The sequence below is a fragment of the Prochlorococcus marinus str. MIT 9313 genome (assembly GCF_000011485.1).
Taxonomy (GTDB): domain Bacteria; phylum Cyanobacteriota; class Cyanobacteriia; order PCC-6307; family Cyanobiaceae; genus Prochlorococcus; species Prochlorococcus marinus_D.
The window spans coordinates 981,287-1,005,061 of sequence record NC_005071.1; the positions used below are offsets into that span (position 1 = coordinate 981,287).

A 23,775-nucleotide genomic window follows, 5' to 3' on the forward strand; every position below is an offset into this window, starting at 1 on the left:
CTTATCTCAAAGCGACGGCAAAATACCGTTTGGGTCATGACGAGCCTTAAGTTCTTGAAGACCTGGTAACCATTCGCCGAATGCTGCTTTCAGCTCCCGCTGATGCCATGGCAGATGCGGATGCATCTGAGCCAGATGAACTCCTGCGCAATAAGGCTCAAGCGTTGCCCATACCTTCTCTAGCCAGTTGAGACTTAGCGCTCTGATATGGCTATCTCCAGCCGGCCAGGCTGCCGTGATCCATGGTTTCCAGATCGCCTCACGGTGAATCAAAGAACTGACATCCTTGCGTTGCCGACTGGCGACTCCGCCGAGTTGTTGAACAGCCAAGGAACACCTTGGATCTGGGCGTTCTGCCATCAGTTCGGCAAGGGCCGTGATCACTCCCTGACAGCCAGACCCCCAAGCAGGGCCAAGCAATGCAACGACTTCAGAGTGGCAACGCCCAATCGCTGCGTTCGAAACAACAGGCAATGCAAATGGTGGCAATTCATGTATGCCAGCAACATCGTCAATTTCAACAACGTTTGTGCAGAGAGTTGTTTTTTGCAGCTGATTGAATGTCGCAACAGCGGCAGCATCGGCAGAAAGAAGCACTCCGTAAGCGTGGACTTCATCCCCCCAGATCCACTGCAGGCTTAACGAATCAGGCCAGCTTTCAGCCTGATGGATAAGCTCCAACAGCTGTTCAAACGTCAAATTTGATTGCCAGATACGCAGCGGTTGCAGCAGATGTGTCTGAAGCTTCAGGTCTGTGATCACAGCCAGAAAAGGAGCTGCTCCGCAGAGGCCACGCCAAGCCAATTGATCTTCAGAGCAGCAAGCAGCTTCCGGCTTGGAGAGAACAAAGCTTTCTCCATCGCCCCATACACCTTTGATCTCAAGGATTTGATCAATTGCTAATCCTTGACTGCGACTCAAAGGGCTGATGCCTCCATTGAGGATGTAACCGAGGCCTGGCAGCCCTGATAGCCCTGTGGGAAAACTTCGTCCGTGCTTGGCGAGTTCCCTGAGAAGACTCTCCATTGTCTGACCAGCCCCAATCTCCACGTGTTGGGTGCTGGGATCGAAATGGATCTGGCGACAGCTTTGGCGCAGATCCAGAGTCCAGTGTCCTTCAGCTGCACAGCGACTGGTTGTGCCTCCGCTGCAAACCATTAAGGGTTTACGTTTGAGCTGTAGCGAGCGCATCAGCGCAGGAATGTCATCCACTTTGGGATTGAAGACTCCTGCGATGCAAGCATCCTCTGCAAGTGCGTTTGGAACATGGAGGCGACGATGAATGGCGGCCTCTTAACCCTCATTGATCAGCGTAACTATCTCTGTCTTGAGGAGAAAGCCCTTACTCATCAGGCTTCAGTCAAGATCTCATTGAAGACATCGAACTTTGCGTTGGTTCTCTTGCTTCACGACAACAGATAGGGTCTTTCTAGGTCGCTACTCACTGTGAATCCTGCATCCTTAGATCATCCAGATGGTCATCTCGGCATCCTGATCTGTGGGCATGGCAGTCGGAATCGCTTAGCCGTTGAGGAGTTTGCCCAATTAGTCAAGGCGCTCAAGCCAAAATTCCCCACAATTCCCGTTGAATACGGCTACCTGGAATTTGCCCGTCCAGTGCTCAGAGAAGGCCTTGATCGGCTACTTGAACAAGGCGTGAAGAGGGTTCTTGCAGTCCCGGCGATGTTGTTTGCCGCAGGCCATGCCAAAAATGACATCCCCTCCGTACTCAACAACTACGCAGCTGAAAAGGGGTTAATCATTGATTACGGACGCGAACTCGGCATTAACGACTTAATGATCGGTGCGGCCGGCGCCCGCTTGAAAGAGGCGCTTGAATCTGCTCCTGACGTCCCACTTTGCGAGACGCTCCTGGTGGTCGTAGGTCGTGGCTCCTCAGATCCTGATGCCAATTCCAATGTGGCCAAAATCACCAGGATGTTGGTGGAAGGCTTCGGATTCGGTTGGGGGGAAACCGTGTATTCCGGCGTCACCTTCCCCCTTGTGGAGCCTGGCTTGCGTTACCTAGTACGCCTCGGTTTCCGCCGCATCATCGTGTTTCCTTACTTCCTCTTCTCAGGGGTGTTGGTGAGTCGGATTCGACAGCACACAAAGCGGGTTGCAGATGATCATCCCAAAATTGAGTTTCTTGCGGCCAAATACCTCGGAGACCACCCCCTTGTCATCGAGACCTTCCGGGATCGCATTGACGAGATCTTGCGTGGCGGAAATACCGCAATGAACTGTTCGCTATGTAAATACAGGTCTGAGCTTCTCGGCTTTGAAAACGAAGTTGGTCTTGCGCAGGAAAGCCATCACCATCACGTCGAAGGCCTTACAGAGAGCTGCACCCTGTGCAAAAAGGAGTGCACCGGTGCCTGTCAGCCCGACGGCATACCAGTGTCCCTAAAGGAAAAGGCTCATGACCATGACCATGACCATGACCATGACCATGACCATGACCACAGCCATGACCACAGCCATGCTCACTATCCCTATCCCCATGCTGAACATCCATTTGGTCCAGTCAGCCTGAGAAAATCAAGCGAAACTGAAACCTAAAATCACTTATGAAACGCAAGGATTGTCAGTAGCTTTCTCACTTGCGATAGACGCGACTAGGCTTAGATAAGCAAGGCTTATCAGTCGCCAAGGGGTGCTTTTCTTCAACTGCTTTCCACAGTTCTACGAGGGTTTTCCACGGTCTGTTGGGCAACACTCTTGATGGGCAGGTGGTCCTGTGGTTTAACAGCTTTGTTACTGATCTGCGTTACATCAGTAAGCCTTGGACTGCGTTCGGCTCCCTGCTCAGCCCAATGAAGCCTGAACGCCTGTGAGCACATGAGTCTTGCCTTCCCACGGGACAGCTTGCTAAGTGCTTGCAACGATTGACGCTAAGCCCAAGAGTGTGGCTTCCTGGTGTCAAGAAAAAAACTCGCTGAAGGCGTTCTATGGATCGAAATCACCTCGAGCGCTGCGTTGAAATCAATGATGCTTGCCAATCAGTTGAGGCCACTTCCACCTATGTGAGCCTTGAAGCAGAAATTCCAGAAGTGCTCTATCGAGGCATGAAGGAATTCATCGGGTCACATCCCAACTGGGACCAATACCGTGTGATGAGTTCAGCCATCGCCCATTTCCTGTTTCAAAACGGCTGCGGGGATCGAGCCGTTACTGAGCGGTATCTCAATGACCTTTTTAGCCACGCCGAGGCCTAAGGGCCTCTAGACAAGCCCTTCTTGTAATCGCCATCATTGTCAGAGTGGGACTCTGCCAGGCGGATGTTGGCCAACACGCTCCATCCACAACAAGCACATTTGGACATCGCCAAAGACGGTTCCAACGATCCACCACACTGCAATCTTCACTTTCTCCCATCGCAGCACCGCCAACTTCATGGATGTAATACCCCGGCGGTGGAGACGTTTCACTGAGAGCTAGCGCACCATCGAGAAGGGGTTCGAGAAACATCAAATTAATCAGCTCCTTGAGCGGCAACATTGTTCCCCCAGCTGACTGGATCGCTGCCTTGATCGTGCCTTGCATGTGATCAACCATGGCCTGCTCATTCTCCCCCCATCGACAATCGATATGTGGTACCGGAACACCCCAGCGATCCAAAGTGCTTGAAAGCGTCACTTTGTTGTGAGGTGAAGGCAACACTTCACCATGCCCAATCAGGAAACCTGTAGCCGTCTCTGGTTTACGTTTCAACCAATCTGGGGGTTCAAAGCGATCAATCCCTCCCCAGAGTCCATAACCCCGCAAGAACTTCAACTGATTTTTAGGCTCTAAGCAAGCACCGAAAGGAAGAAAAAAACTGCCAGCTCCAGAAAGCACATTCGCTGTTGAGTCAGTCTCAGACACCTGCTTCACTTGGCTACGTGGCAGAGCAAAGAAACGACAGGTGGAGACGTGGTCCATCAAATAGCAACCGAGGTTGCCCGAGGGGTCAGTAAACCCCTCGCTGTGATGGTTCACTTCGGAACTCAGCAGGAGTCGAAGACTCTGAATTGTCGATGCACAAAGCACCACAAGCTCACCATGGAGCTCTTGTCGGTTGCCGTTGTGCTGATCAATCACCAGCACCCCTCGGGCTGCTTCATGATCTGGATGCATCAGCAACCGCTCAGCCTTGTGGTTGCTCAGGATCTCTACCTTGCCTGTAGCAAGTGCCATCTGTAAGGTGCTGCCCGGACTGCTTGAACGAGGCCAAGGTCCATCAACTGAAGGCTGGTGAGGTCCGAACCCTCGTGAATGAATGACTGGATAACCAAGTTCCGTATCAACAGCGCTAGCGAACTGTTGTTCGCTAGCTGTGAACGGTAATGGGTCGATGTAGTTGCCATCCGGTAACTGTTCCAACCCATCCACATGACCATGAACCTTCAAGCGCTCTTCTAGGGCGGAGTAATGAGGGGCTAACTCGCTGTATTGCAGTGGCCATTCAGGCCCATACCCATCTCTGCGCGAAGCCTTTAAGTCCTGATCTGAAAGGCGAAGAGTGATTCCACCCCAAGTGAGGCTGCGCCCCCCCACCTGATGACCCTGGGTCCAGATGAAGGGGTGTTCAGAAGGATAGGTATAGGGATTCTCTTTTTCATTCGCGTAGAGCAACGGATTCGCTTTCCAATAGCCAGGATGTTGAGCCTGAGATCGATGCTTGCCGCTACATAAACCATCCAAACGTCTAAGGGTGTTTCCAGGTTCTGAGCCCAGGGCTTTTTGAGCAGACAAATCTGGCCCAGCTTCTACCACGAGTACACGTACGCCAGCTTCTGCAAGGGTTAGAGCCGCAACCCCTCCAGTAGCACCAGAGCCGATCACGATCACCTCATAAGGGTGCTGAATCACGCTTGCATAGACAACATCAAGACAGTTTCGCCCCTCACGTGCATAGATACCATCTGGATCTCACAGACCTGCGCGTTGACTTGATGCCTTGGAGAATGGATGTGCTGCTGCAATAGGGAGTTGAAAGTCTCGTGCTCGCCTTAAAACTTGCGCCGGGAAGTAATCTGAATGGAAATGTCTATGTTTCCAATCCATTGAGTCCGATTGTAGGTAGCCACTCAACTGAACCAGGTGTCCCTCCACAAGAATCTCAGGACCGCTGGTTCAAGTCAGATTTACTTCGACGGGAGGTGAACCTCTCAGAGTTGTACGAACTCTCTCAAGGTGAACTTGATCTCCTAATGGCCGAAACCGCAACGATTCGCAGCGACCCAGATTCTAGTCGAAACAATCGTGGCAAGTTTGTAGTCGCAGGTTACGTTCTGGAGCTGGCCAAAATCATCAGCGATCGTCGAGCTAATCAATCATCATGATTGGAGCCGCTATGAGCTAGGCAAACTTAGATCCTGAAGGAGATTGAGAAAGTACTTTCCAACCTCCTTATCAATCAAGCGGTACATTCGCATTAACGACGCAGCACTCCTCTTCCTCCGCCAAGGAAACAAATATCAAACAGAATGCCCATTGCAAGAATCAACAATCCACTAAAGCTGCTGAATCCACCATCCAGTGCAATTGCCCAACAATAAGCAAGGGTTGTTGTTGGTAGCAAAAACAGCCCTAACAATGGCCAGATCCAAACGCCAGCAAATGGGCCCATGATAAATGGTTGATAAAAGAACCAAAGTGCAATCAGCACAACTCTTGGGGCTAGAAGTCCAAGCAAGCCGATTAAACACATGATTGATTCACCACTCTTCTTTCAATAGATAGCAATTCCTGCTTCACCTGGTTGAGATGGCTGGCGAAATCCTCACCAGAGTAAAAACTCAAACTCAGCAAAGAGGTTAAAGACAAGACTTGCCCATAGGCAGCTAACGGCCGCTTGCTCTCCTTATCAGAATTTTCAAGAACCAAAGACTGCCAATAAGATACCGACCTCCCTGCAATGGCCAGGTCTCGGGGAGGTCAGACCGCATTGTGCAAGGCACCAGCCCAGCTGTTGACAGAGGAGAAGAAACCCTGATGTTGAAAAGAATTTATGCAGACCGACAATGCCGAGTCAAGCAATTCTTTAATGGTTAGACCAAATTAGGGAAATCAAAAGGAGCAATGATTTGAGCCTGACCCAAATGATTTAGATGTGCTGAAGCGAGATCAGCAAAAAAAACAGTATTTATTTCTAGAGAGCATGAGCATTCCGAAGACGTTATGGCAATTCCCTCCATGAACCATGGAGGGCCATTTCAGGCTGAGACCAGTTTAGATGCTCGCCTTATGAAAAGAAGGTTCAGCCTTCTTTTTTGACGAAGACTTGCGTGGCAAGCAGGAACAGTCCTCCAGCGATAAGCAGTGCTATCTCGGGACGGATTGAGGGGCCGACTGCTGAGGCAAAGAGCACTGCAGGCATAACCACGTCCATGACGTCCATTTCAAAATCGCTGCCACTTCTAGCACTGAACAACCCCCCTCGTCCATCAACGTCATCAAAGGCCATGACAACCAATGCACTCAAGCCAAATCTGCTGAAACAGCTGCAAAGACACGCAGAGGGAGCTCCTAGAAGACAAATCTAAAGAAAAGCTGAGTAAAGGTTGGGTAAGAATTGAGCTTCAGCAGTGCTTCTCAGGCTTATATGTATCACCCGATACAGGGAGCCAATCATGAGCACCCAAAACCCCAGAACACCAAAACCCGACAAAAGCCCTCCCCAACGCAAAACCACCTTCAAGTGGAACAGCAACGGAGAGTTGTCTGCGGTGGATATGGCACGAGTACTCGAGCGATTGACCAACCCAGCGCTGACCCAATGCGATCTTGCCTGTGAACTTGATCAAAATACCTAAATCAACTTGATATTGATTCAGGTTCATGTACTGCCTGATCGCCTTGGAAGCTACTCGTGCCATTGAGCCAGCCAGCAGCTGTGGCACCATCAACAAGACAAATAGATCGCCATGACAATTCTCAAGACCTTCATGATCAGGCTGAAGAGAACAGCGACTCTAATAGCCTTACTAGCACTTGTTTTGACAATATTCTCCCCTACAGCAGTCTTCGCTTCTGAGATTGTTGATATAGAAGATCCTACGCCATTAGAGCTTAAAGTCGCACAAGGCTATGCAGGCAAATTTTGCAATGGAGTTGCCATGGGCCTTACGCAAGAAAGTGCTCTTAAAATTGCAATTGCTGAAAATCGCAAACCCTCATTCAATCCCTCGTTATGGACTGCTGTCATCTCCAATGACAAGCAGCTAGAAAGTATAGACGAAAACAAAATTGCATCCCTTGTTACATCAATGGTTGTCGATAAATGTGGTGACCCTCTTGGGCTAAATAGCCAAACTGATGTGGATGAATTTACATCCTATTTCATATCTACGCGAGAAGAGTCATTGAGTAATTGATGAGTTCTGACCATCATTGAAATGTCCATGACAATGAAGGTAATCCTCCAGATAACGCATCCTTAGATGAATGTATTCGGTCACCTGCGGCTGCATGGTCGATGTATTTAAAGGAGTCCGCCAGAGTTTCGTTAGGTCTACTGCTTGGCTGAGGGCCAAAGAGCTCAATGGTGTTGAGGTCCTCAATCGAAGCGCCCAGTATCAACAAAATGCAGGAAAGCTCCATAGGCTTTAGCAATCGCGATTTAGACATGGAAACCCCCTTTCGTAACGTCACTCCCAATACCCCTGGAGGTACGGCATCACTTCTGATCGCTCTCTTGTTTTCCAGCTTTATCTTGATCACGCAGGCTTTGTTCGTCGTCCCAGCAGGTCAAGTTGCAGTTGTGACCACGTTGGGCAAAGTCAGTGGGGGGTCTCGTCTGCCAGGGCTAAACCTCAAAATTCCGTTCATCCAAGCAGTAGCTCCCTTTGATGTTCGCACGCAGGTGAGGCCTGAGAAATTCGCCTCCCTAACAAAGGATCTTCAAGTCATTGAGGCAACTGCCACGGTGAAATATGCAGTACGGCCTAATGAAGCCGGGCGTGTGTACAGCACAATCGCCAGCAATGACCGCGAAATCTATCCACGCATCATTCAACCCTCCCTGCTCAAGGCACTTAAATCAGTGTTCTCCCAATACGAACTTGTCACTATTGCCAGCAAGTGGAGCGACATCTCAGAGCTTGTGGAACGGGCTGTCGCTGATGAACTCGATAAGTTTGACTATGTAGAAGTTCGTGGCCTTGATCTCACTGGCCTTGTCATCGCTGAAGAGTACAGAGCCGCTATCGAACAAAAGCAGATTGCAGAGCAACAACTTCTCAGAGCGCAAACTGAAGTTAAAATTGCTGAGCAGGAAGCACAGCGATACGAAACCCTCAACCGCACTCTCGACGACCAGGTGCTTTTCAAACTGTTCCTCGACAAATGGGACGGCAGCACGAAGGTTGTGCCCGCTTTGCCAGGATCAAAAGGAGGCGGGACGCCTGTGATCGTAGGGGGACGTTGATCATTAATAAGATCAGCCAAATTCTCAACTGTGGTAAGAACCGAAGACAAAAAATCACCACTAGACAAAAAGCCAGTTAAAAACTAATAAAAGCCCTGATTAAATTTCCAAGTATTTAATCGCAGTGTTGGGGCGCATCCCAATACGCACTATTGCCGTTAAATTGATTGTGGCAATAGCACGGCAATCAAAAAGAAGAGTTATTAGACTCATTAGAAAGGAGTTGTCATCACGGTGAATAATTAGAATTTGTCAGTAAATTATGCGGAAGAATATGAGTCGGTTCGCTGCCGCTCAATACCTCGATAAGTAGAAGCAAGCCATATCGTAAATTTGTGCATAGAAGATCAGTCGTGAAGCCATGCTTCCTCTGGTATTTAGCTTTTAATAGCGAATTAAGACGATTGAGGTAATGCTGAAAAGCACGATTGGGTCTATAATAAACACATAAGTATTGAGGCTTCTATTGCCAAAAAGACATTTCTGTGTTGATAAATTTAAATGCTGAGATTTTTAAGCACTACTCATTGATCAACTGATCATTAATCTTGAGTGACAGGTCCTCAACTCTGTGCTTGCCTTTAATGGCTAATCGTGAGGAATCGTTTTTCTGACGTTAAACGCCCTCCGGGACATGGAGTTGCGAGATGGTTGCCGGACTGCGATGGCTTCTCTGGCCACTGAGCCGCTTTCTGCGTCAGAGCCTATCGATGCAGATCCTTGAAGGTTTGCTGGCAGGGGTCATTGCTGGGTTGATGCTTCCCGTAGCCCTGGTGAGCCTGCTTGCACCAATAGGGGAAGGCTTCCTTCGCCTGTTCCAGATGCCAGTTGTGCCGTTTTTGAGCATTTCGCTCGTGGCTGGAGTGGGACGCCTTGAACTTGCTCAAGCAAGTCGGCTACTCGGCCGAGCAGCGATTGTGCTGATGGGGTTCTGGGTGGTCGTGCTCGGGGCAGTGCTTTTGATTCCCCTTGGCTTTCCAGATTGGCGGGAAGCATCGTTCTTCCGGCCAAGCCTCTTAGAGGCTGCTAAGCCGATGAACCTCATCGAACTGTTTATTCCAGTCAATCCATTCGCAGCATTTGCAGACACACAAATTCCAGCAGTGGTGCTGTTTTCCATTGCGCTCGGCATCGCTCTGATTTCAGTTCCAAAAAGGCAGGGCTTGATCGAGGTGTTGGATCGGGTTCAATCAGCGCTGTTGAAGATCTCTGCATACATCGCAAGGTATACACCACTTGGAGTGTTTGCGATCCTCGCAAGCACGACGTCTCAAGTTTCACCATCAGAGCTCCCTCGACTCGCCATCTACATTGTTTTGCAGGGCGGAATTGCAGTTGTCCTTACATTTCTCTTCCTTCCCTACCTCGTTCAAGCAGTCATCCCTATCAAGGCCGGGGAACTGATCAAGTCTTTCCGTACACCGCTTTTGATTGCGTTCTCAACAGCAAATTTACTGGTGGTCCTTCCATTACTAATCAATCAAGGCAAACAGCTCTTGATTGAGGGAATGGCAAGGCAACGTTCCCTTGGCTTAGAAGATCGTGAAAGCCGTAAAAAGTTAGCTCAGTCGATCGAATTACCGGTTGAGGTGCTGACTCCTCTTGCGCTGGTCTTCCCTGATATGGGCCGAGTGTTGTCGCTTGCTTTCGTCCCTTTTGCAGGTTGGCTTACAGGCAATCCGTTAACAGTCGAACAAATGCCCAGCTTCCTCATCACAGGTCTGGCAAGCACCTTCCTTGAAGGCGTGCTTGCGATGACATTCCTGCTGAGCAAGATGGGCCTGCCTACAGACATGGTGAATCTCTACATTGCCCTTGATCAGTTGGCTGTAGCACGTCTTGGCACACTGCTTGCATGCATGAGTGTGATCAGCCTTGTACTTGTTGGGACATGGATCAGCCTTGAGGGATTTCGATACAGATTATCGAAACTCTTACCAGTTGCTATCTCAATGCTAATCATACCAATATTCATCAGTGTGAATCGGTTTATTCTCAATCAAATTCCGCAACCAAGCAATCCATACCGAAGTCAACTCGAGACTCAAGGCTTTGTTCTGGCCAAAGAGAAAGCAGAGCTAATCAAGGAACCAAAGCCACTCGAAGGAGCCGGTATCTGGCCATCAATGCAGGCTAGAGGAGCAATCCGTTATTGCATCCATAAGCAGGATTATCCAATGGCTTATCGCAATGCAAAACAAGAGTTAGTTGGTGCTGATGTTGAAACTGGGCTCTTATTTGCAGAAGATATGGGTATGAAAGCAAGTTTTATTCAAATCGATCACTTGGGTAATCAAAATAAGGTTAGACCAAATGGACTCGAGGCACTGAAGAATGAATTATGTGACCTAAAGCTATCCAGTGATATCATTGTACCTCAGGAGTCTGCTGAGGTGTTGTACACTTCAACCAATCAAAGCTACGGCATAGGATTGCTGTTAAAGGGGAGTCGATTCAGTAGTAAATATAGATGGAAAGAGATCAAGGCTATAAAAGGTTTTCGAGTTGGCCTCGAAGCTCATTCCCCGTACAGTATCAATTGGGTGCAACGATTGCTTCCGCACGCTATCTTGAATACATCGAAAGTAACGGCCGAGCTACTCAAGGAACTCAAAAATGATAATCTTGATGCAGTAATCATTTCGGCCCAGAAAGGTGCTGCTTGGAATGTACTCGAACCAAGCCTCACATTACTCGTACCAAAACCTACAAAAAGCTTGCCGACCGCAAGACAAGTTCCTGAAGATGCGATTGAGCTTTCGAGGGTTTGGAATCACTGGCTAAAGCTGCAGGGGTTTGACGGAACTAAAAATAAAGTTTATCAACACTGGGTTGAAGGGATTGCAGATGAGGGAAAATAATGACGCCAACAATATCAACCGAGTAATAGACAAGATTTGACAGTTTCCTAATCATTTTAAGATTGATATTCTGGAAATATGTATGTCAATGATGGTGCTAGAAAGCGCGAGAATTTTGACGAGGAGTCAGTAATATATCCATAGAAAATGACAAGAAAGAATCAAACTGCTGGTCAGATTCAGTCAGTTTGATCAAAGGGTGTTCTGCTTAGAGATCAATAACCCAATAGTTTTTTTAGCGAATCAAAATCTAAGTACAAACATCTGCCACAGCCTGCCTCTCTTTTGATCTAGTCAGGATTACCAGCCTTGGTCAGGCCAGAAGAAAGGGGATGAAGCTTTTTCCTAGCGCGAGGCGGCGACACCCTCAACCGTGAAGTCGGTGCACTGCTGGACAATTGATGGGCATGTGGACCCCATTCGGGGATAGGTGCAGGTTGTGCATTCCGATTGACATGCGTTGAACGGATTGGAGTTAACGATGAGCGGGAAGGCTTTAACCGTCGTTGGGAGCGCGATGCAGTCAAGGTGATCAACAATGCGATTGCGCTAATAAATACGGGGCGCAAAGTAAAAACTGAAAAGCGCCCTCCGAGCAATATTGCAATGCCAACAACGATGGTCAGCTCGTAAGGGTGTGGAGAGGATCTCATTGATCGTCTTCCAATTCGGTAGTACTCAAGCTTCTAACGCATTGATCTTCTTGTCGCAAGGATTGCCTTGATCTTCGAAAGTCCTGATCCAGCTGCTGAGCTGCCCATCGGTTGAGAACAATGCAAAGGGCGAATGGGTAGATGCTCAATTGATCAAAGCCGATAAGACGCCTTGCTAACAAGCAAAAAAGTGTTCAGGGACAGCGCAGATCTTGGACATCAATCAGCTGTGATTTCTTGGATTTATAGGCTGATCATCCTCCCGGCCAATTGCCTCTGCAAACCAAGCGACATCTTTCTGAATCAAGCTGAGCGCTATCTCTAATTTTGCTGATCAAGATCTGATCGCGATTGCCTAAGTGAATCAGGTTGATCCTCACTTCAAGCTGCTCACAAGTTATTGGCAGGCTTGCCTTCAAGTCTGAAGGTCGAATTAACGCCCAACTCTCAGACTCACTCATCACTGGAGTAAGGCCCAAAATGAGTTGCACAGCTTGCACCGCAGTGAGCCCCTAGGCTGATCGCCTGTTCATCAGTCCAACCAGCAGCCAAACCTGCAGTTACCCCAGCGGCAAAGCTATCGCCACAGCCATAAGCATCCACGACTGGAGACTTCAGTGAAACAGCCTGATAGCGTCCCCCAGGCCATAGCTGACCGCCTAAAGCTCCTTCAGTTGCAATTCTCAGCCGGGGAGTTGGAAAGAGCGCTTTATCTGGAACGTGTTCGCCTGGATCAAGACCACTACCAATCAGCGCATCAAGCTGAATATTCGCCTGCTCAAGTGTCTCTAGACGCACGCGAGGAGTAGCTGCCATCACACCAGCATGACGACAATGATGCAGTGCAGGTGCATCTGCAGCGGTCACAAAAACACCGTCGTAACCAGCAAGGGCTCCCCAGCCCAGCGCATCTTTTGCTCTGGGTTGTAAACGCTCGCCAATCACTGTAATTGCCCGTTCCCCATGAGAATCAACAAGGCTGATCGCCCGACGAGTGGGTTGATCACGCCAAGCCACAGTCAGGCTTAAGCCAAGCTGCTGGAGTCTTTGAAAACTCTTTTCACCGCATGAATCTCGACCTAGAGCTGTTATGAATTGAACGGGTTGTTTAACGAGCCGAGCCAATTGCACCGCGACGACAGCTCCACCGCCAGCGGGCTCTTCAAAAGAATGATCTGCATGGCTGATTACCCCAGGCTGGGGTAATTGATCTGTAGACAGGAAGGTCACCCATTCAACGTGGCCCACAACGGCCAACTTCAGCTTGGGAAGATCTGGCAGATCCTGGGGTTCCAAGAGATTCATGGTGATTGATTCACTCAATAGAAAAAGGATGCATCAGTACGGCATGGTCACGCCGATGGGGCTGTTGGCTATCGATTTGACTAGTAACAAGCCTGGGCCGCTCGCTTAGGCCATGATCGTTGCAGGGCATGCACAAAGCCTTAGCTGATTCGTGGCCTTAGAAAAAAGGAGGACTGGCGAATGGCGTGCCTCTTTGCTATCCCTGGGTAACTGCCAAAGCACAATGGCAACACTGTTACAGGCAACTGGGGTGGAGCTAGAGCCATGCCTTTGCGAGCATTGCTGTCAGATTCGAAGTCAACAAAAGGAATCCCAGAGAGTCTGGCAACTTCCGAAATTCCAAAGCGGTTGCTGGCAGCGTCTTGATCTGCATCATTCCAGCAAGGCCACATAATCTAAAAATGCCAAGCAGATGATCGACAGAACCAAAACCCAGTTCTTCATGCGAGCTGGGTTGCCTTTCTCCTGGTCATCTCAGCATGGTGATTCGCACTGTTCACTGATGTAGAGAGTTCGCATTCACGCTCTCAAAAGAGGTCTGAAAAGCCGTTCGCAAATGATCGTTATCGACACGAGTTTCCCTCATTGAATGAGTAAGCAACCCAGTCTGCTCGAAGGGCCTTGTAGAAGAGACGATAGGCAGAAGGTCTGACCCGTTACGTGATCAGCTTGATTGAAAACGGCTTGAGACGATTCAAGACCTGTGCTGCTCGCGATTGAGTTCAAGCAAGACCTGATCCTCAATAGCGTTCCGAAGCCATGAGGCAATAGAACGACGCTCATTCCTTGCCAAACGTTCCACCTCTGCCGCAAGCGAAAGCGGAAGGTTGACAGCCAGTCGCCTGGTGATGGTGAGATTGACAGGCATTGCCCTGAAGCTGCATCAGCCAACACACAATAGCTATAAGGGATCCAAAGTGAAGCATAGGGGTATCCCTACACGCAAGGGGTTGCACTTTGCAGTAGAAAGAGCCGATGATTCGGATGCCGACAAATTCCGGCATTAAAACAACTCCATCGCAATCAGTAAATGAACAACACAATCAAGAGAACTTCAGTAACGCGTGGGCTGACAAACATCCACACGATCAAGTTGGCAGTGCTCGATGCAATCGAATATGCAGAGCAGCGAGGTGATTTAAATCTAGCTCTCGCCTACGCCGCTCTCCTTAAGAAAGACCTCGACCCATTGATCAAAGAGAGGCTAGGATTATGAAACTTACAAATGTTGTAGCAAAACATGGATTCGTTCCATCTGCTCTTGCCCAAATCAACAATGCCAAGCTCTATGAGCGCAACAACTCAGACGGAGTTACAGAACTACTTTGCGTTCAGAAGATAGGCAAGGGAATGAGAGTTGATCGCATGCCATTGCTGATAGCGTCTGGTTTAATCATCCCTATCGGGGAGGCAGTTAAACAGATCCTACCGATTTCAGAGCTCGAGGGATTTCTAGAACTAACACTTAAGCCAGCTGTGTTCCATTAAGCTGCTTTTCATTGAACAGCAAAGCTCTAGTTATAAAGTATGTAAGCACTAAGTGGTAAGCGCTTAAGAGTGGATAAGAAGCAAATCTAGGAATAAGCAGGTATTAATAAATAGAAAGGGGAGTAAATGGTCTTTGATTTAATTATCAATCAATAGAAAAAGAAAAGTCAGGCATCTAATCAGCTCAACTGTTTTCTTGATCAAACCACTGCCGATCATCAAAATCCTCAGAAGGATGCAGACAAGCCTCTTGCATATTTTGATCTATTTGTTGATTAACTATCTGATCATCAGGTGTTTTTGTTTCAAGTTTAGGGAGCTGTTGCCAGCCACTGTTCCACATAGAGGAGTCTTTCATTTCCTGCCAAGACACACGTAATCGTGCTTGGCCATCAAGTACAGAAACGAGATTCACCCATCGATCTGACCCCTTACCACCGTAGTTGATTGCAACAAAATGGCGAAAACCAAGCCGAGAAGTTGTACTTGTCCAAGCTTTGTTGGGTGGCCAGTTCATAGGTAGACTAAGGCGATGCAAAAATCGGAAAATACATTTTTACCAAGGATTCGGAGTCGATGGAAAACATCTATAGTTTTAGTAACGAAACAAAGACAGGAGATTCTGTTCTCTAACCAGGATAATCCTAGAGCTATCTTGAACAAAATCATGGGATTGTAGTGGGATTATGATCTACCCAGCAGGTTAGTCTCGCGGCAATCACGCTCTTTTAAACCATGGCTAGCTGCGAGCATGCTGCAGAGAACGGAAGCCTAGGGAATCAATGGCTTGCGTAAAGTGGTGTCAAAGATGACGACTATCAATTGATTAGAGACCCTAAGCATCTAAATTTAGACATGGCCAAACTCAAGACCGACAAATCAACACCTTGGCCCTTGTTGGTGATCAGCTTTTTCATCTCGTTATTTATTGGCAGCCAATTAGGACTGGTTGGCCAGATGCTCTTATCTGATATCAGTGAGCAAATGAATTCTAATGACAAAAAAGATCAACAGTATAGAACTGAGAAAGAAGAGCCACAGACTCAACAATCGAGCTGTATCCAGCCCGCAGATGGTGGCCCAGCTTTGAATGAAAACTTCGAGCCATGCACAAATTAGAGTTTGATTTCATTTGATTGAATGAACATTCTTCTGACGGTCAATACAGCAAGGACGTCAAGCAATAAACTAGCTGATTAGAACGAACAGAATACAGATTCGTGACTAAACTTGGCAAGGAGAAATTAAATAACAAGAAAGATTATCGGATTGGAATTTCTCGCTAGTAGAAACTAGTCTCCGGTTTTAATGATAATCTCAACACGGCGATTGCGTTGGCGCCCTATTGGATCATCGGCTCCTTCTTCGGTTGTGTTAGAGACCACCGGCTTCAATTCCCCCAAGCCCTTGGTTGCGAATTGAACATTGCTTAGGCCACCTTCAGAGACAAACCAATCTCGAACTGAAATTGCTCGCTTTTCAGAAAGTGTTTGATTGTATTCATTCGAACCCTTCGAGTCAGTATGACCTTCGATGCGAACGTCCCCTCGGGAAGACTCACGGATGCGTTTGGCGACACCCTGAAGTGATTTAATCGCAGAAGGTTTTAGATTGGCTTTGTCAAAGTCGAACAGAACATCCGCCGCAAGTTCAATCAGAATCTCTTTTTCTTTTTCAACAACAATATTCAAATCATCTATAGGATACTCAATAGCCTGTATGTCAAAAACTAAGTCTTGGGCTTTAAACAAAAGACTATAAACTTCGTGTTTATTAGCATAAGTAATACTATCAAGCTTCCTAGTTGCTAACATAGGTAAGGCTTGATGGTAATAATTCGCCCAAGCCTGTATAGGGTTAATGCCTATTATGAGTACTAGAGCACCAGAAAATGCAGTAACACGAACTAATCTTTTATTTCCGATTGATAAAGACATTGATTATCCCTCTATCCGAACATCCTCTATTGGTGCTGTCCCAGGGATGTAGACTGATACATTCTCAACTTCCATTGGTGGTGCAGGGAACTTAGCCCAAACCTTATAAGTGCCACCAGGGCTCAACTTTGTTGGACGTTTGACTTTAGTTGTCATGGGATTCTTGTCAGCTCTTACAACAAGATGTTTCTTCTGATTAGCATTGTCTACAATATAGGCATTTGCAAGCCAACTACTATAATAATCCGTATAACAATATGTATAACATAGCGTTATCTCATCATCGGTTCGATTGATATATCGCCACTTAACATTTAAGGTGTTATCGCTTGCACGCTTGACGCTAAGAAGGGCTACGTCGAGTCCATTTTCATGCTCTTCTAAAGCCAAAACTTTCTCATTTCTTGTAATGGGTTCTCTGGCAATCTTTTTCTTTTCTTCTTTTGCCTGTTGTTGATCCTTCTCTATCTCCACTCTCTCCTGAATGCTCTGATCGCTAGCCGATTTCTGAGGCTCATTGCTCCCTAAGCATCCACTACAAAGGATCATTGCAAGGGATAAGCTAGTCAAGGCAAGCGGGGCTGATTTTTGGTTGCTCATGATGTTGGATTTTGATTTGACATTTGAACAATGGAATTACTTGACAATTGTATTAGTATTCTCAACTTGTTTATAACTGACTCATGAAAAATAGGCAAGCCAGTGTTACGAAAATGAACCTTTCATTATCCAAGCATTTCTCAGCAATTAAATGATGGGATAATTTTTGCGAAGACTTGCGTCATTTAAAATGTTTAGAAAACAAAGAGTGGGCTTCATGATGACGGCCATGATTCGTTAGATATTTCACGCGTTTTAAAATCTGTGCCTTTTGTTGTTTTTTGGGAGTGTCGCTGTTCATTGGTTTGAAATAAGTGAGAAAGCATAATGCTCTCAATGTTGATAGTTTCTCCCAATAATGCCTGATCAGCAGTGATCAGAGACAAGATATGCTGTGATTCTGCTCACACAAATATTCGTCGATGCAAAGGCTTCGAGCCCTAAACGCAATAGATACACTTTGATTAGGTCAACCCAGGCAATGGTAAATACTTATAAGCTGGTTGCAATTGAAACACTTTGCATCAAGTAGTGAGTTTAGTCAATGTTGTATAACTACTCAATCTAAACACTTTTACGAGCATATTATAGCCATTGAACTGTTATTGGGTTTATCTTTCCAGTGAAAACTAATTAATGAGTGAACTCATTATTCCCGAATCTTATTTTGATATCTCCGTTGCCTCGCTAGCTGGCCTGTCAAAGACAAACTTAAGAATTAGGATTGCCAGTCCTAGTATGAAGGTGATCACATTGAACAGGATTACTGGCATAGAATGTATGCCCCAGCCATATATTTCCCATAGGATGATGCCGGCTATGAAAAGAATGAACATCACGTAAGAGATGTCTTTTGCTGATTTAGAACGCCAAACCTTTACTAATTGAGGAACAAAAGCAATTGTGGTTAGTGTTCCAGCTATTAATCCCAAAACATCCATAGAAGAGAGAGAGTCCATCAGGGCCTCCAGAGCCATAAGGATAATTTTTGGCTAAGCCTTACAGACTCTATTGCAGTGGCCTGACGTGATCGCTACATCAAGACAACCAATGAGGTCAGCATTCGTATAGCCGTTGCCTTGCCTGCCACGGGGAGTGAATGTCTTACGTTGCTACAAAGTCCTGGTTGTTTCCTTGTTCTGATATGAGTCGATCTGCTCTGCTCCGCTCTACGCAGCAATGCTTCTAGAACCAACCTGCTCAGCCTCAGGGTTGACGATCCACAAGTGATGAGAACGTCTCCGTTGTTTGCCCGATTTCAGCAACACTATCGGCTCAGACAAGCAAAGCCCTTTGCCGGTCATGAAATTTGGCAGTCAAACCATAAATAGAAAGCATTTGTCTGGTGATCTGCTGAGGGCTGGTCAGGCAAGGTCTAGCTTCTCTCTGCAGTGATTGACCATCGTCTAACTCCAACCTATTGCTGAACAGAGCCTTAATCAATTTCACTGGGCTCCAACAACTCAACCAGGCAAAGCTTGGTCGACTGCAAGGGTAGACAGTTGTTCCAATGGTCTTCACGAACAAACTGCTGCTTGTGGGATCTCTGTTTCATCTGGCCTCTAGCGCAGAACAGCATTGGGTATGACTGGTCAAGATCATTGCAAGACCAGATGGCTGAGCTATCTAAGGGGTGGAAGGCAGAATTCGCCGGCGTCTTCCATTTCAATCAAGACATTCAAGCAACGTCTCCCTTCAAGAATTCCACCAAGGGTTTTTTCTTGGTTGATTGTTTGCTGTAATTGGATGTTCTCAATTGATCTGATGACAACTGTTCGAGACCGAATCAATGCTCACCTCCCTATCGTGCTGGAGGTTCTGCGCACTGGATCCTTGGTTGTAATTGCCCTAAGCACGATCTGCGCTAGTCAGTCCCTTAAGCAAATGGCTGGTGGTCACGATGCGCCCTCTGAAGTCACTGCGACCAATAAGGGGCCTAACTGAAGCCAAAACTGAGTAGTTCTTTATCGACAGCGATAGGGCAAATATAAAAGTAATGCTCATTCGTCGACTTTCCATTTGAAGGTTGCTTTTGCCCTAGCTATGGCCGATACCAAACCTTATGAAAAGACAATGAGCATCTATTAGCAGGGCAGTATGGGCATTGAATGAAAATCCGATTATTTAGACTCTCTGGCTGTCTTCAAGCGACAAGAGATACCTTGCTTTGTTAAGGCTTCTCAATATCTGATGCGTTCATTTATGACATCCAGAGTTTATATATGGCTACCTATTAAAAAAATAATGCCAGCCTAAGAGCTAGAGACAAGACTTGATTCTTCTCATTAGACTTTCGCCAGGTGTTATCAATAAGTTGAAGAACAACTTCTTCAACTTATCTGATTTTTCAACGCCTAACCTTTTGATTTGAACCTGGCAATCTTTAAGACACCAAAGCCAACTCTGACATCTTTGATGGCCACGCTCTCTTAAATAATGGTTAATGCCGTGGCGAGCCTGAGTTGGTTGACAAAATCATAGGATTCTATTTAATAGAGTTAAAGTTTTTTGTATTTAGCTAGTTACTGCAAGCCAAATTCCAAAAACTGCCATAAAAGATGCAGCTATTCCTCCAATCCTTAGGCTATCGCCTTCATAGCGGCAAAGAAGCAAAGCCATTACAGGTGAGCTGCTCAGTAATGTCACCCCAATCCCTAAGGGAAGCTTTTGCAGAGCTAGCTGTTGCAAAATAATCCCAAGGTTGGTTCCCAACAATGTTGCAAACAGAATCCTGGGCCAACGGACTTGTGACGGACGTGGATAAGGAACTGATCGAATGCGTTTTCGAAGCCAAGGAATAATGAGCAATAATCCACCTAGTAAGCGAATGGCAGCACTTTGTAAAGGTGTGATCTGGCCTAGAAGGAGTACTTGTCGTGAAAGTGCGGCACCACTAACGCCGCAAATCACACCAGAGAGAGCAAAGAGTAGCCCCAAACGTTGAGACGAGAACTGTTGATTGAAACCCACTCGCTTTTCGGGTGGCTGTTGAAAGGCTGCAATGACGACTGATGTGGTAACAAGGATTGCTCCAAGCCAAGACCTCAAATTTATCGTCTCAGCTAAAAATGTCATTCCGTAAAAGCTCGCCAAAAGTGGTCCTATCGCTTCGATCGTCAATGTTCTTCGTGTTCCAAGTCGTCGCAGAGCAGCGAAGTAGAAGCTATCTCCCAATGCAATACCTAATGCACCACTGGCCATCAATAACATCAAGCCATTGGTCTGCTCAGACCATGGCAAGAATAGAAGTACAGGGCACAAAAATAATGTGGCAATGACGATCTTAAGACCATTTAATTGCCAGGCAGTTAATGACGTATCGATTGAGCGCCAAAGACTACTACTTAATGTCCAAGCAAGAGATCCAGAAAGCGCGGCTAAAACACCAATAACCATTGAATGATTTCATCAGAATAGAGAAGTAAAATCACAACTTCTCTGTAGGCTAGAGATTCCTATTGGGGCTAGGTGATGGCAACCCCCATGTTGGAATCGGCGGTGGCTCTGCTCCAGCTGCCAATGATTGTTGCCAGCCTTCTAGCCAGGCTTCCATTTCTTTCGGAGTCAGCACTCGCTCCAAGCGGCGAATCAATTCTTGTGGAGGGTGTTGCATCAGTATGTTCCTGATTAGTGCTGGCCAAACCACAAATTTGCCTCTGCTCGACCAGTCTCCATCATTAGCTTCTGAACTTTTAGTCCACCTAGATATAGCTCTACCAGCATGAGGTGAACATGATCATGGACAATCGCTCGATTTTAAAGTCATGACTATCAAAAATATGGCGTAGGTGATCCCTGCCGACCCTTGCTGAAACGACTGCACCAACCAACGTTATGGGGGTTGTCGTTGCGATTGTCAGAGCATCAAGGGAGGAAAATCAGCCCGATCGGCTGAGTGACGCCCACGCCACAGACGAACTCAGAATGATTCTCTACAAAAAGGGCCAACCTATTGGTGGCAAAGGTTTTACTGATAAGCACTCCAGAGATTAGGATTCTTGCGTGGCGGGGCGTGGCGCAGCTTGGTAGCGCGGGTGCTTTGGGAGCACTAGGTCGCAGGTTCGAATCCTGTCGCCCCGACTGACTTCTCAGCGAATCGAATATCCAGCTGTGCGAAAGGGGTGCGAAAACCCTTGTATTGCCGGTGGGTTCTTTCGCACAACTTCTCTGACGCCTGTTGACAGGTAAATGCAACGGATAAAGAATTGGCCTACTGAGAGATGCACGCACAAAGCACTGTTTCGACAGCTCCTTGAATGTGCTCCTGCCAGGGTTTCCCTGGTCCCTACCCGATCATCAGCCATGTGATTGGTGCGCTGGAGGTGGCGCTGGCCCCGAATAGGGGTTGCTCAAAAGGCGGTTCTATCCCCCTCTTCACTGGAAGCGAAGAACTTGCCTCGTCCTGCTCGCCACAACAACAAATCCCGTCGAACTTTTCGATGGAACGGAGTGACTTTTCAGGTCTCTCCAGAATTCTGGGAGGAGTGTTTAGCAGCTGACGCTAAACCGTTGGAGCTAATGCGCTACTCGCCAGAGGTTGAGGCGGAACTGGACAGGATGGCTGCCAAAGCGAAGGGATCAAATAAGGACCACTAATGACCACATCACCCGTATGGGTGCCGGAGGCTGTTGCAGGCGAGCAGCTTGCAATGAAACCCAGCACTCTTCGTGCAATGCGCCGAAGACGCAGGATTCGCCCTGGTGTCGATTGGATTTATTCGACCGGCGGCAAGCACGGCAGTGTCCTTTACAACGTGCCTTCCATCATTGAGCTGCAAATGCAGCGAACGATTCAAATTGCACGACAGGAGGATCAAAAACGCCAGACAGAAGCTGAGGGGAATCGTCTGGCTATTGAGACCTATGACGAGCCTGATTCTGTTACGCCAACAGGGTCGGAGGCATGAAGTCCTCAGAACATCTCGCCTACCTCAAGGAGCGAGGAGTTGATCCCGCACGACTGGGTGGGCACTATTTCGCTGATGGATCTGATCTCTGCATCCCTTACTGCGATCCACAGGGCAAACCCTACAAAGACAGCCGAGGCAATCCATACCGCGTTCGCCGTCCATTCCCTACGGGTAAACCCAAGTTCAAGGCGCCTCCAGCATCAGGCTCCCGCCCCTACTTCAGCCCTCTTATGCCTGAGGGTTACCTCGATGACATCAACATCCCGCTGGTGTTAATTGAAGGCCCAGTCAAAGTCGATAGTTGTTTTCAAAACATCCCCAATGGGTACTGCTTTGTCGGCTTGACGGGCACCTGGAACACCAAGGACCGACGCGACGAGAACGGAGTATGGAATAACAAGAACGCAACCCGTTTACTGCCGGAGTTGAAAGCCATTCCGATGCGTGGCCGCAAGGTCATCATCCTTTTTGACTCCGACATTGAAGACAACATCAGCGTTAATCAAGCCGCCACTGACATTGGCAACTGGACTCGCAAGCTTGGAGCAAAGCCCCACCGATGCACTCTCCCTTTTGAACATGACGGCTCAAAAAACGGTGCTGATGACTTCCTCGTCCGACACGGTGCGGACGTGCTCCAGGAGCGCCTGGAGTCTTAAGTAGTTGAAGGTTGGCCGTTACCTGCAACCTTGCTTGACGGCAAAGGTGAACTGAAGTCCTCTTACACCCCGTCAGAAGAGCATCGACTATTTGATGATTAGTCTTTATAGTGAGGGGAATAGGGTTATTGAATAGGGTTCAATTTTCTTAGTGGAGGGAATTGGACTTGCTACTACACACTACATATCAGTCAACAGTGATTGACATCAAGTCAAGCATTTCCACAAGTCAACAATATTTGCTGTAACTTCTTATTACAGTGCCACAGTGACATCCACTCTTGAGCCTTCCACCAGCCGCGCTTTCCAGCTCCTCTTCAGAAATCTCTGATTGAGCCTTCTTCAATTCATCAGCAGAAATCATAAACCCAGCCTCTTTCGCAATCGCAAGAACTGCGTCTGAATCAGCAGCTGCTTGAAGCTTCTCCTGAAGGCTGGTGTCGCCTTTGACTTTCTCCAGGAAGGCTTTGAGTTGCTCTTCTGACATTTTAGTTGCGTCGCTTTTTCTTATTTTAGCCCAACCTAAGGCTGATGAATGCATGGACCTGAAGATTGGACTTATTTGGTATTTATAAATGATCTACATGACCCCAAGATCTGCTGTACTGCCATCCTCTTGAACTACAACAGGCTGAATGGGAGAAATAGCTAAGGCAAGAGCAGCAGCACCAGTAAGCGATAGAGGCAGGCGGAGGGAACGCAGCACTGGAATTGAACGCTTAAAAGGTCACTCATTATCTGGGATATTTTTGGTTGCAGCTCTTAGGCCACATCAACTGCAGTAAAAGGAGACTGAGGAATCTTGAGGACTAATCATCAAAAAGCCCCGCCATGCTGCGGGGCTTTTGTTTATTTGATCTCTCCCCCCTAGAGCGGTGGCGACTTTTTGTTTTCATCCTTCACCGCTATCAATAGGTTCTCTGCAATTCTTTTGGCAAGTAGTGTCTTG

Annotated in this window: 29 protein-coding genes, 1 tRNA gene and 1 pseudogene; 17 read left to right on the plus strand and 14 right to left on the minus strand. The window is 47.5% G+C overall.

Features of this window, described 5'->3' with window-relative positions:
* Positions 1 to 6: 6 nt before the first annotated feature.
* Positions 7 to 1,212 (minus strand): FAD-binding protein, encoded by a 1,206-nt coding sequence (locus tag AKG35_RS04715; protein WP_011130278.1) that lies wholly within the window; start codon positions 1,210 to 1,212, stop codon positions 7 to 9.
* Positions 1,213 to 1,446: 234 nt separating this feature from the next.
* Here AKG35_RS04715 and AKG35_RS04720 point away from each other — a divergent pair, with 234 nt between their 5' ends.
* The gene (locus tag AKG35_RS04720; RefSeq protein ID WP_011130279.1) at positions 1,447 to 2,562 is read left to right on the plus strand and encodes a sirohydrochlorin chelatase; all 1,116 of its coding nucleotides are present in this window, start codon (positions 1,447 to 1,449) and stop codon (positions 2,560 to 2,562) included.
* A gap of 104 nt (positions 2,563 to 2,666) precedes the next feature.
* Here AKG35_RS04720 and AKG35_RS12795 read toward each other — a convergent pair whose 3' ends face one another.
* The gene (locus tag AKG35_RS12795) at positions 2,667 to 2,843 is read right to left on the minus strand and encodes a hypothetical protein (RefSeq protein WP_157859820.1); all 177 of its coding nucleotides are present in this window, start codon (positions 2,841 to 2,843) and stop codon (positions 2,667 to 2,669) included.
* Between the two features lie 108 nt (positions 2,844 to 2,951).
* Between AKG35_RS12795 and AKG35_RS04725 the strand changes: the two genes are divergently transcribed.
* Positions 2,952 to 3,218, plus strand: coding sequence for a DUF2811 domain-containing protein (locus tag AKG35_RS04725; RefSeq protein WP_011130280.1), 267 nt, complete (start codon positions 2,952 to 2,954; stop codon positions 3,216 to 3,218).
* Here AKG35_RS04725 and AKG35_RS04730 read toward each other — a convergent pair.
* Positions 3,199 to 4,854, minus strand: a complete 1,656-nt coding sequence (locus tag AKG35_RS04730) for a GMC oxidoreductase (RefSeq protein ID WP_011130281.1) — start codon at positions 4,852 to 4,854, stop codon at positions 3,199 to 3,201. The two genes, AKG35_RS04725 and AKG35_RS04730, sit on opposite strands and share 20 nt — an antisense overlap.
* Before the next feature lie 194 nt (positions 4,855 to 5,048).
* On the opposite strand from AKG35_RS04730, the gene AKG35_RS04735 reads away from it, so the two are divergent.
* Complete coding sequence (locus tag AKG35_RS04735) at positions 5,049 to 5,327, plus strand: hypothetical protein (RefSeq protein ID WP_236069033.1); 279 nt, start codon at positions 5,049 to 5,051, stop codon at positions 5,325 to 5,327.
* 92 nt (positions 5,328 to 5,419) lie between these two features.
* Here the strand turns inward: AKG35_RS04735 and AKG35_RS04740 are convergent, their stop codons facing one another.
* Positions 5,420 to 5,614: a hypothetical protein gene (locus AKG35_RS04740; RefSeq protein WP_419177152.1), complete on the minus strand. Its 195-nt coding sequence runs from the start codon at positions 5,612 to 5,614 to the stop codon at positions 5,420 to 5,422.
* 630 nt (positions 5,615 to 6,244) lie between these two features.
* Complete coding sequence (locus AKG35_RS04750) at positions 6,245 to 6,469, minus strand: hypothetical protein (protein ID WP_041384382.1); 225 nt, start codon at positions 6,467 to 6,469, stop codon at positions 6,245 to 6,247.
* A 148-nt stretch (positions 6,470 to 6,617) separates the two neighbouring features.
* Between AKG35_RS04750 and AKG35_RS12305 the strand changes: the two genes are divergently transcribed.
* From AKG35_RS12305 to AKG35_RS12800, 5 genes are all read left to right on the plus strand, one after another.
* Positions 6,618 to 6,800: a hypothetical protein gene (locus tag AKG35_RS12305; RefSeq protein ID WP_063414747.1), complete on the plus strand. Its 183-nt coding sequence runs from the start codon at positions 6,618 to 6,620 to the stop codon at positions 6,798 to 6,800.
* A gap of 111 nt (positions 6,801 to 6,911) precedes the next feature.
* Entirely contained in the window at positions 6,912 to 7,361 is a 450-nt protein-coding gene (locus AKG35_RS04760) for a hypothetical protein (RefSeq protein WP_041384384.1), read from the plus strand.
* A 251-nt stretch (positions 7,362 to 7,612) separates the two neighbouring features.
* The gene (locus AKG35_RS04765) at positions 7,613 to 8,413 is read left to right on the plus strand and encodes a prohibitin family protein (protein WP_041385017.1); all 801 of its coding nucleotides are present in this window, start codon (positions 7,613 to 7,615) and stop codon (positions 8,411 to 8,413) included.
* A gap of 647 nt (positions 8,414 to 9,060) precedes the next feature.
* Positions 9,061 to 11,274, plus strand: coding sequence for a cation:dicarboxylate symporter family transporter (locus AKG35_RS04770; protein ID WP_011130287.1), 2,214 nt, complete (start codon positions 9,061 to 9,063; stop codon positions 11,272 to 11,274).
* Between the two features lie 450 nt (positions 11,275 to 11,724).
* Positions 11,725 to 11,907 (plus strand): hypothetical protein, encoded by a 183-nt coding sequence (locus AKG35_RS12800; protein WP_157859821.1) that lies wholly within the window; start codon positions 11,725 to 11,727, stop codon positions 11,905 to 11,907.
* Between the two features lie 473 nt (positions 11,908 to 12,380).
* Here AKG35_RS12800 and AKG35_RS04785 read toward each other — a convergent pair whose 3' ends face one another.
* Together AKG35_RS04785 and AKG35_RS12805 are read right to left on the minus strand one after the other, a co-directional pair.
* On the minus strand, positions 12,381 to 13,232 hold the full coding sequence (locus AKG35_RS04785; RefSeq protein ID WP_041384389.1) for a carbohydrate kinase family protein: 852 nt from the start codon (positions 13,230 to 13,232) through the stop codon (positions 12,381 to 12,383).
* 694 nt (positions 13,233 to 13,926) lie between these two features.
* Positions 13,927 to 14,100 carry a hypothetical protein gene (locus AKG35_RS12805; protein WP_011825888.1) on the minus strand — a complete coding sequence of 58 codons (174 nt, stop codon included), beginning with the start codon at positions 14,098 to 14,100 and terminating at the stop codon, positions 13,927 to 13,929.
* Positions 14,101 to 14,262: 162 nt separating this feature from the next.
* On the opposite strand from AKG35_RS12805, the gene AKG35_RS04795 reads away from it, so the two are divergent.
* Both AKG35_RS04795 and AKG35_RS04800 read left to right on the plus strand, forming a co-directional pair.
* The gene (locus AKG35_RS04795) at positions 14,263 to 14,448 is read left to right on the plus strand and encodes a hypothetical protein (protein ID WP_041384390.1); all 186 of its coding nucleotides are present in this window, start codon (positions 14,263 to 14,265) and stop codon (positions 14,446 to 14,448) included.
* Entirely contained in the window at positions 14,445 to 14,720 is a 276-nt protein-coding gene (locus tag AKG35_RS04800; protein WP_011130290.1) for a hypothetical protein, read from the plus strand. The genes AKG35_RS04795 and AKG35_RS04800 overlap by 4 nt, the downstream gene beginning before the upstream one ends.
* Positions 14,721 to 14,904: 184 nt before the next feature.
* Here the strand turns inward: AKG35_RS04800 and AKG35_RS13625 are convergent, their stop codons facing one another.
* Complete coding sequence (locus AKG35_RS13625) at positions 14,905 to 15,237, minus strand: TIGR02450 family Trp-rich protein (RefSeq protein ID WP_011130291.1); 333 nt, start codon at positions 15,235 to 15,237, stop codon at positions 14,905 to 14,907.
* Positions 15,238 to 15,575: 338 nt separating this feature from the next.
* Here AKG35_RS13625 and AKG35_RS04810 point away from each other — a divergent pair, with 338 nt between their 5' ends.
* The gene (locus tag AKG35_RS04810) at positions 15,576 to 15,839 is read left to right on the plus strand and encodes a hypothetical protein (RefSeq protein ID WP_236069665.1); all 264 of its coding nucleotides are present in this window, start codon (positions 15,576 to 15,578) and stop codon (positions 15,837 to 15,839) included.
* 173 nt (positions 15,840 to 16,012) lie between these two features.
* Here the strand turns inward: AKG35_RS04810 and AKG35_RS04815 are convergent, their stop codons facing one another.
* From AKG35_RS04815 to AKG35_RS04825, 3 genes are all read right to left on the minus strand, one after another.
* Positions 16,013 to 16,657 carry an OmpA family protein gene (locus AKG35_RS04815; RefSeq protein ID WP_011130293.1) on the minus strand — a complete coding sequence of 215 codons (645 nt, stop codon included), beginning with the start codon at positions 16,655 to 16,657 and terminating at the stop codon, positions 16,013 to 16,015.
* 3 nt (positions 16,658 to 16,660) lie between these two features.
* On the minus strand, positions 16,661 to 17,257 hold the full coding sequence (locus tag AKG35_RS04820; RefSeq protein ID WP_041384392.1) for a hypothetical protein: 597 nt from the start codon (positions 17,255 to 17,257) through the stop codon (positions 16,661 to 16,663).
* A 662-nt stretch (positions 17,258 to 17,919) separates the two neighbouring features.
* On the minus strand, positions 17,920 to 18,234 hold the full coding sequence (locus AKG35_RS04825) for a SemiSWEET family sugar transporter (protein WP_011130295.1): 315 nt from the start codon (positions 18,232 to 18,234) through the stop codon (positions 17,920 to 17,922).
* Positions 18,235 to 19,021: 787 nt separating this feature from the next.
* Between AKG35_RS04825 and AKG35_RS04835 the strand changes: the two genes are divergently transcribed.
* A complete protein-coding gene (locus AKG35_RS04835) occupies positions 19,022 to 19,201 on the plus strand; it encodes a hypothetical protein (RefSeq protein ID WP_041385023.1) in 180 nt (59 codons plus the stop codon).
* Between the two features lie 570 nt (positions 19,202 to 19,771).
* On the opposite strand, the gene AKG35_RS04840 is transcribed toward AKG35_RS04835, so the two are convergent.
* Positions 19,772 to 20,653 carry a DMT family transporter gene (locus AKG35_RS04840; RefSeq protein WP_011130296.1) on the minus strand — a complete coding sequence of 294 codons (882 nt, stop codon included), beginning with the start codon at positions 20,651 to 20,653 and terminating at the stop codon, positions 19,772 to 19,774.
* A 75-nt stretch (positions 20,654 to 20,728) separates the two neighbouring features.
* On the opposite strand from AKG35_RS04840, the gene AKG35_RS12810 reads away from it, so the two are divergent.
* From AKG35_RS12810 to AKG35_RS04860, 5 genes are all read left to right on the plus strand, one after another.
* A complete protein-coding gene (locus tag AKG35_RS12810; RefSeq protein ID WP_157859822.1) occupies positions 20,729 to 20,884 on the plus strand; it encodes a hypothetical protein in 156 nt (51 codons plus the stop codon).
* Positions 20,885 to 21,263: 379 nt separating this feature from the next.
* Positions 21,264 to 21,337, plus strand: a tRNA-Pro gene (locus AKG35_RS04845).
* A gap of 312 nt (positions 21,338 to 21,649) precedes the next feature.
* Positions 21,650 to 21,853 carry a DUF4407 domain-containing protein gene (locus AKG35_RS04850; protein ID WP_236069667.1) on the plus strand — a complete coding sequence of 68 codons (204 nt, stop codon included), beginning with the start codon at positions 21,650 to 21,652 and terminating at the stop codon, positions 21,851 to 21,853.
* Positions 21,853 to 22,164: a hypothetical protein gene (locus AKG35_RS04855; RefSeq protein ID WP_011130298.1), complete on the plus strand. Its 312-nt coding sequence runs from the start codon at positions 21,853 to 21,855 to the stop codon at positions 22,162 to 22,164. Before AKG35_RS04850 ends, AKG35_RS04855 begins: the two co-directional genes overlap by 1 nt.
* On the plus strand, positions 22,161 to 22,826 hold the full coding sequence (locus AKG35_RS04860; RefSeq protein WP_011130299.1) for a DUF3854 domain-containing protein: 666 nt from the start codon (positions 22,161 to 22,163) through the stop codon (positions 22,824 to 22,826). Before AKG35_RS04855 ends, AKG35_RS04860 begins: the two co-directional genes overlap by 4 nt.
* A 229-nt stretch (positions 22,827 to 23,055) precedes the next feature.
* On the opposite strand, the gene AKG35_RS04865 is transcribed toward AKG35_RS04860, so the two are convergent.
* Positions 23,056 to 23,313: a Nif11-like leader peptide family natural product precursor gene (locus AKG35_RS04865; RefSeq protein WP_052646174.1), complete on the minus strand. Its 258-nt coding sequence runs from the start codon at positions 23,311 to 23,313 to the stop codon at positions 23,056 to 23,058.
* Between the two features lie 96 nt (positions 23,314 to 23,409).
* Positions 23,410 to 23,532 (minus strand): annotated as a pseudogene (locus tag AKG35_RS13385) (carbamoyl-phosphate synthase); the annotation flags it as partial.
* Positions 23,533 to 23,775: the final 243 nt, after the last annotated feature.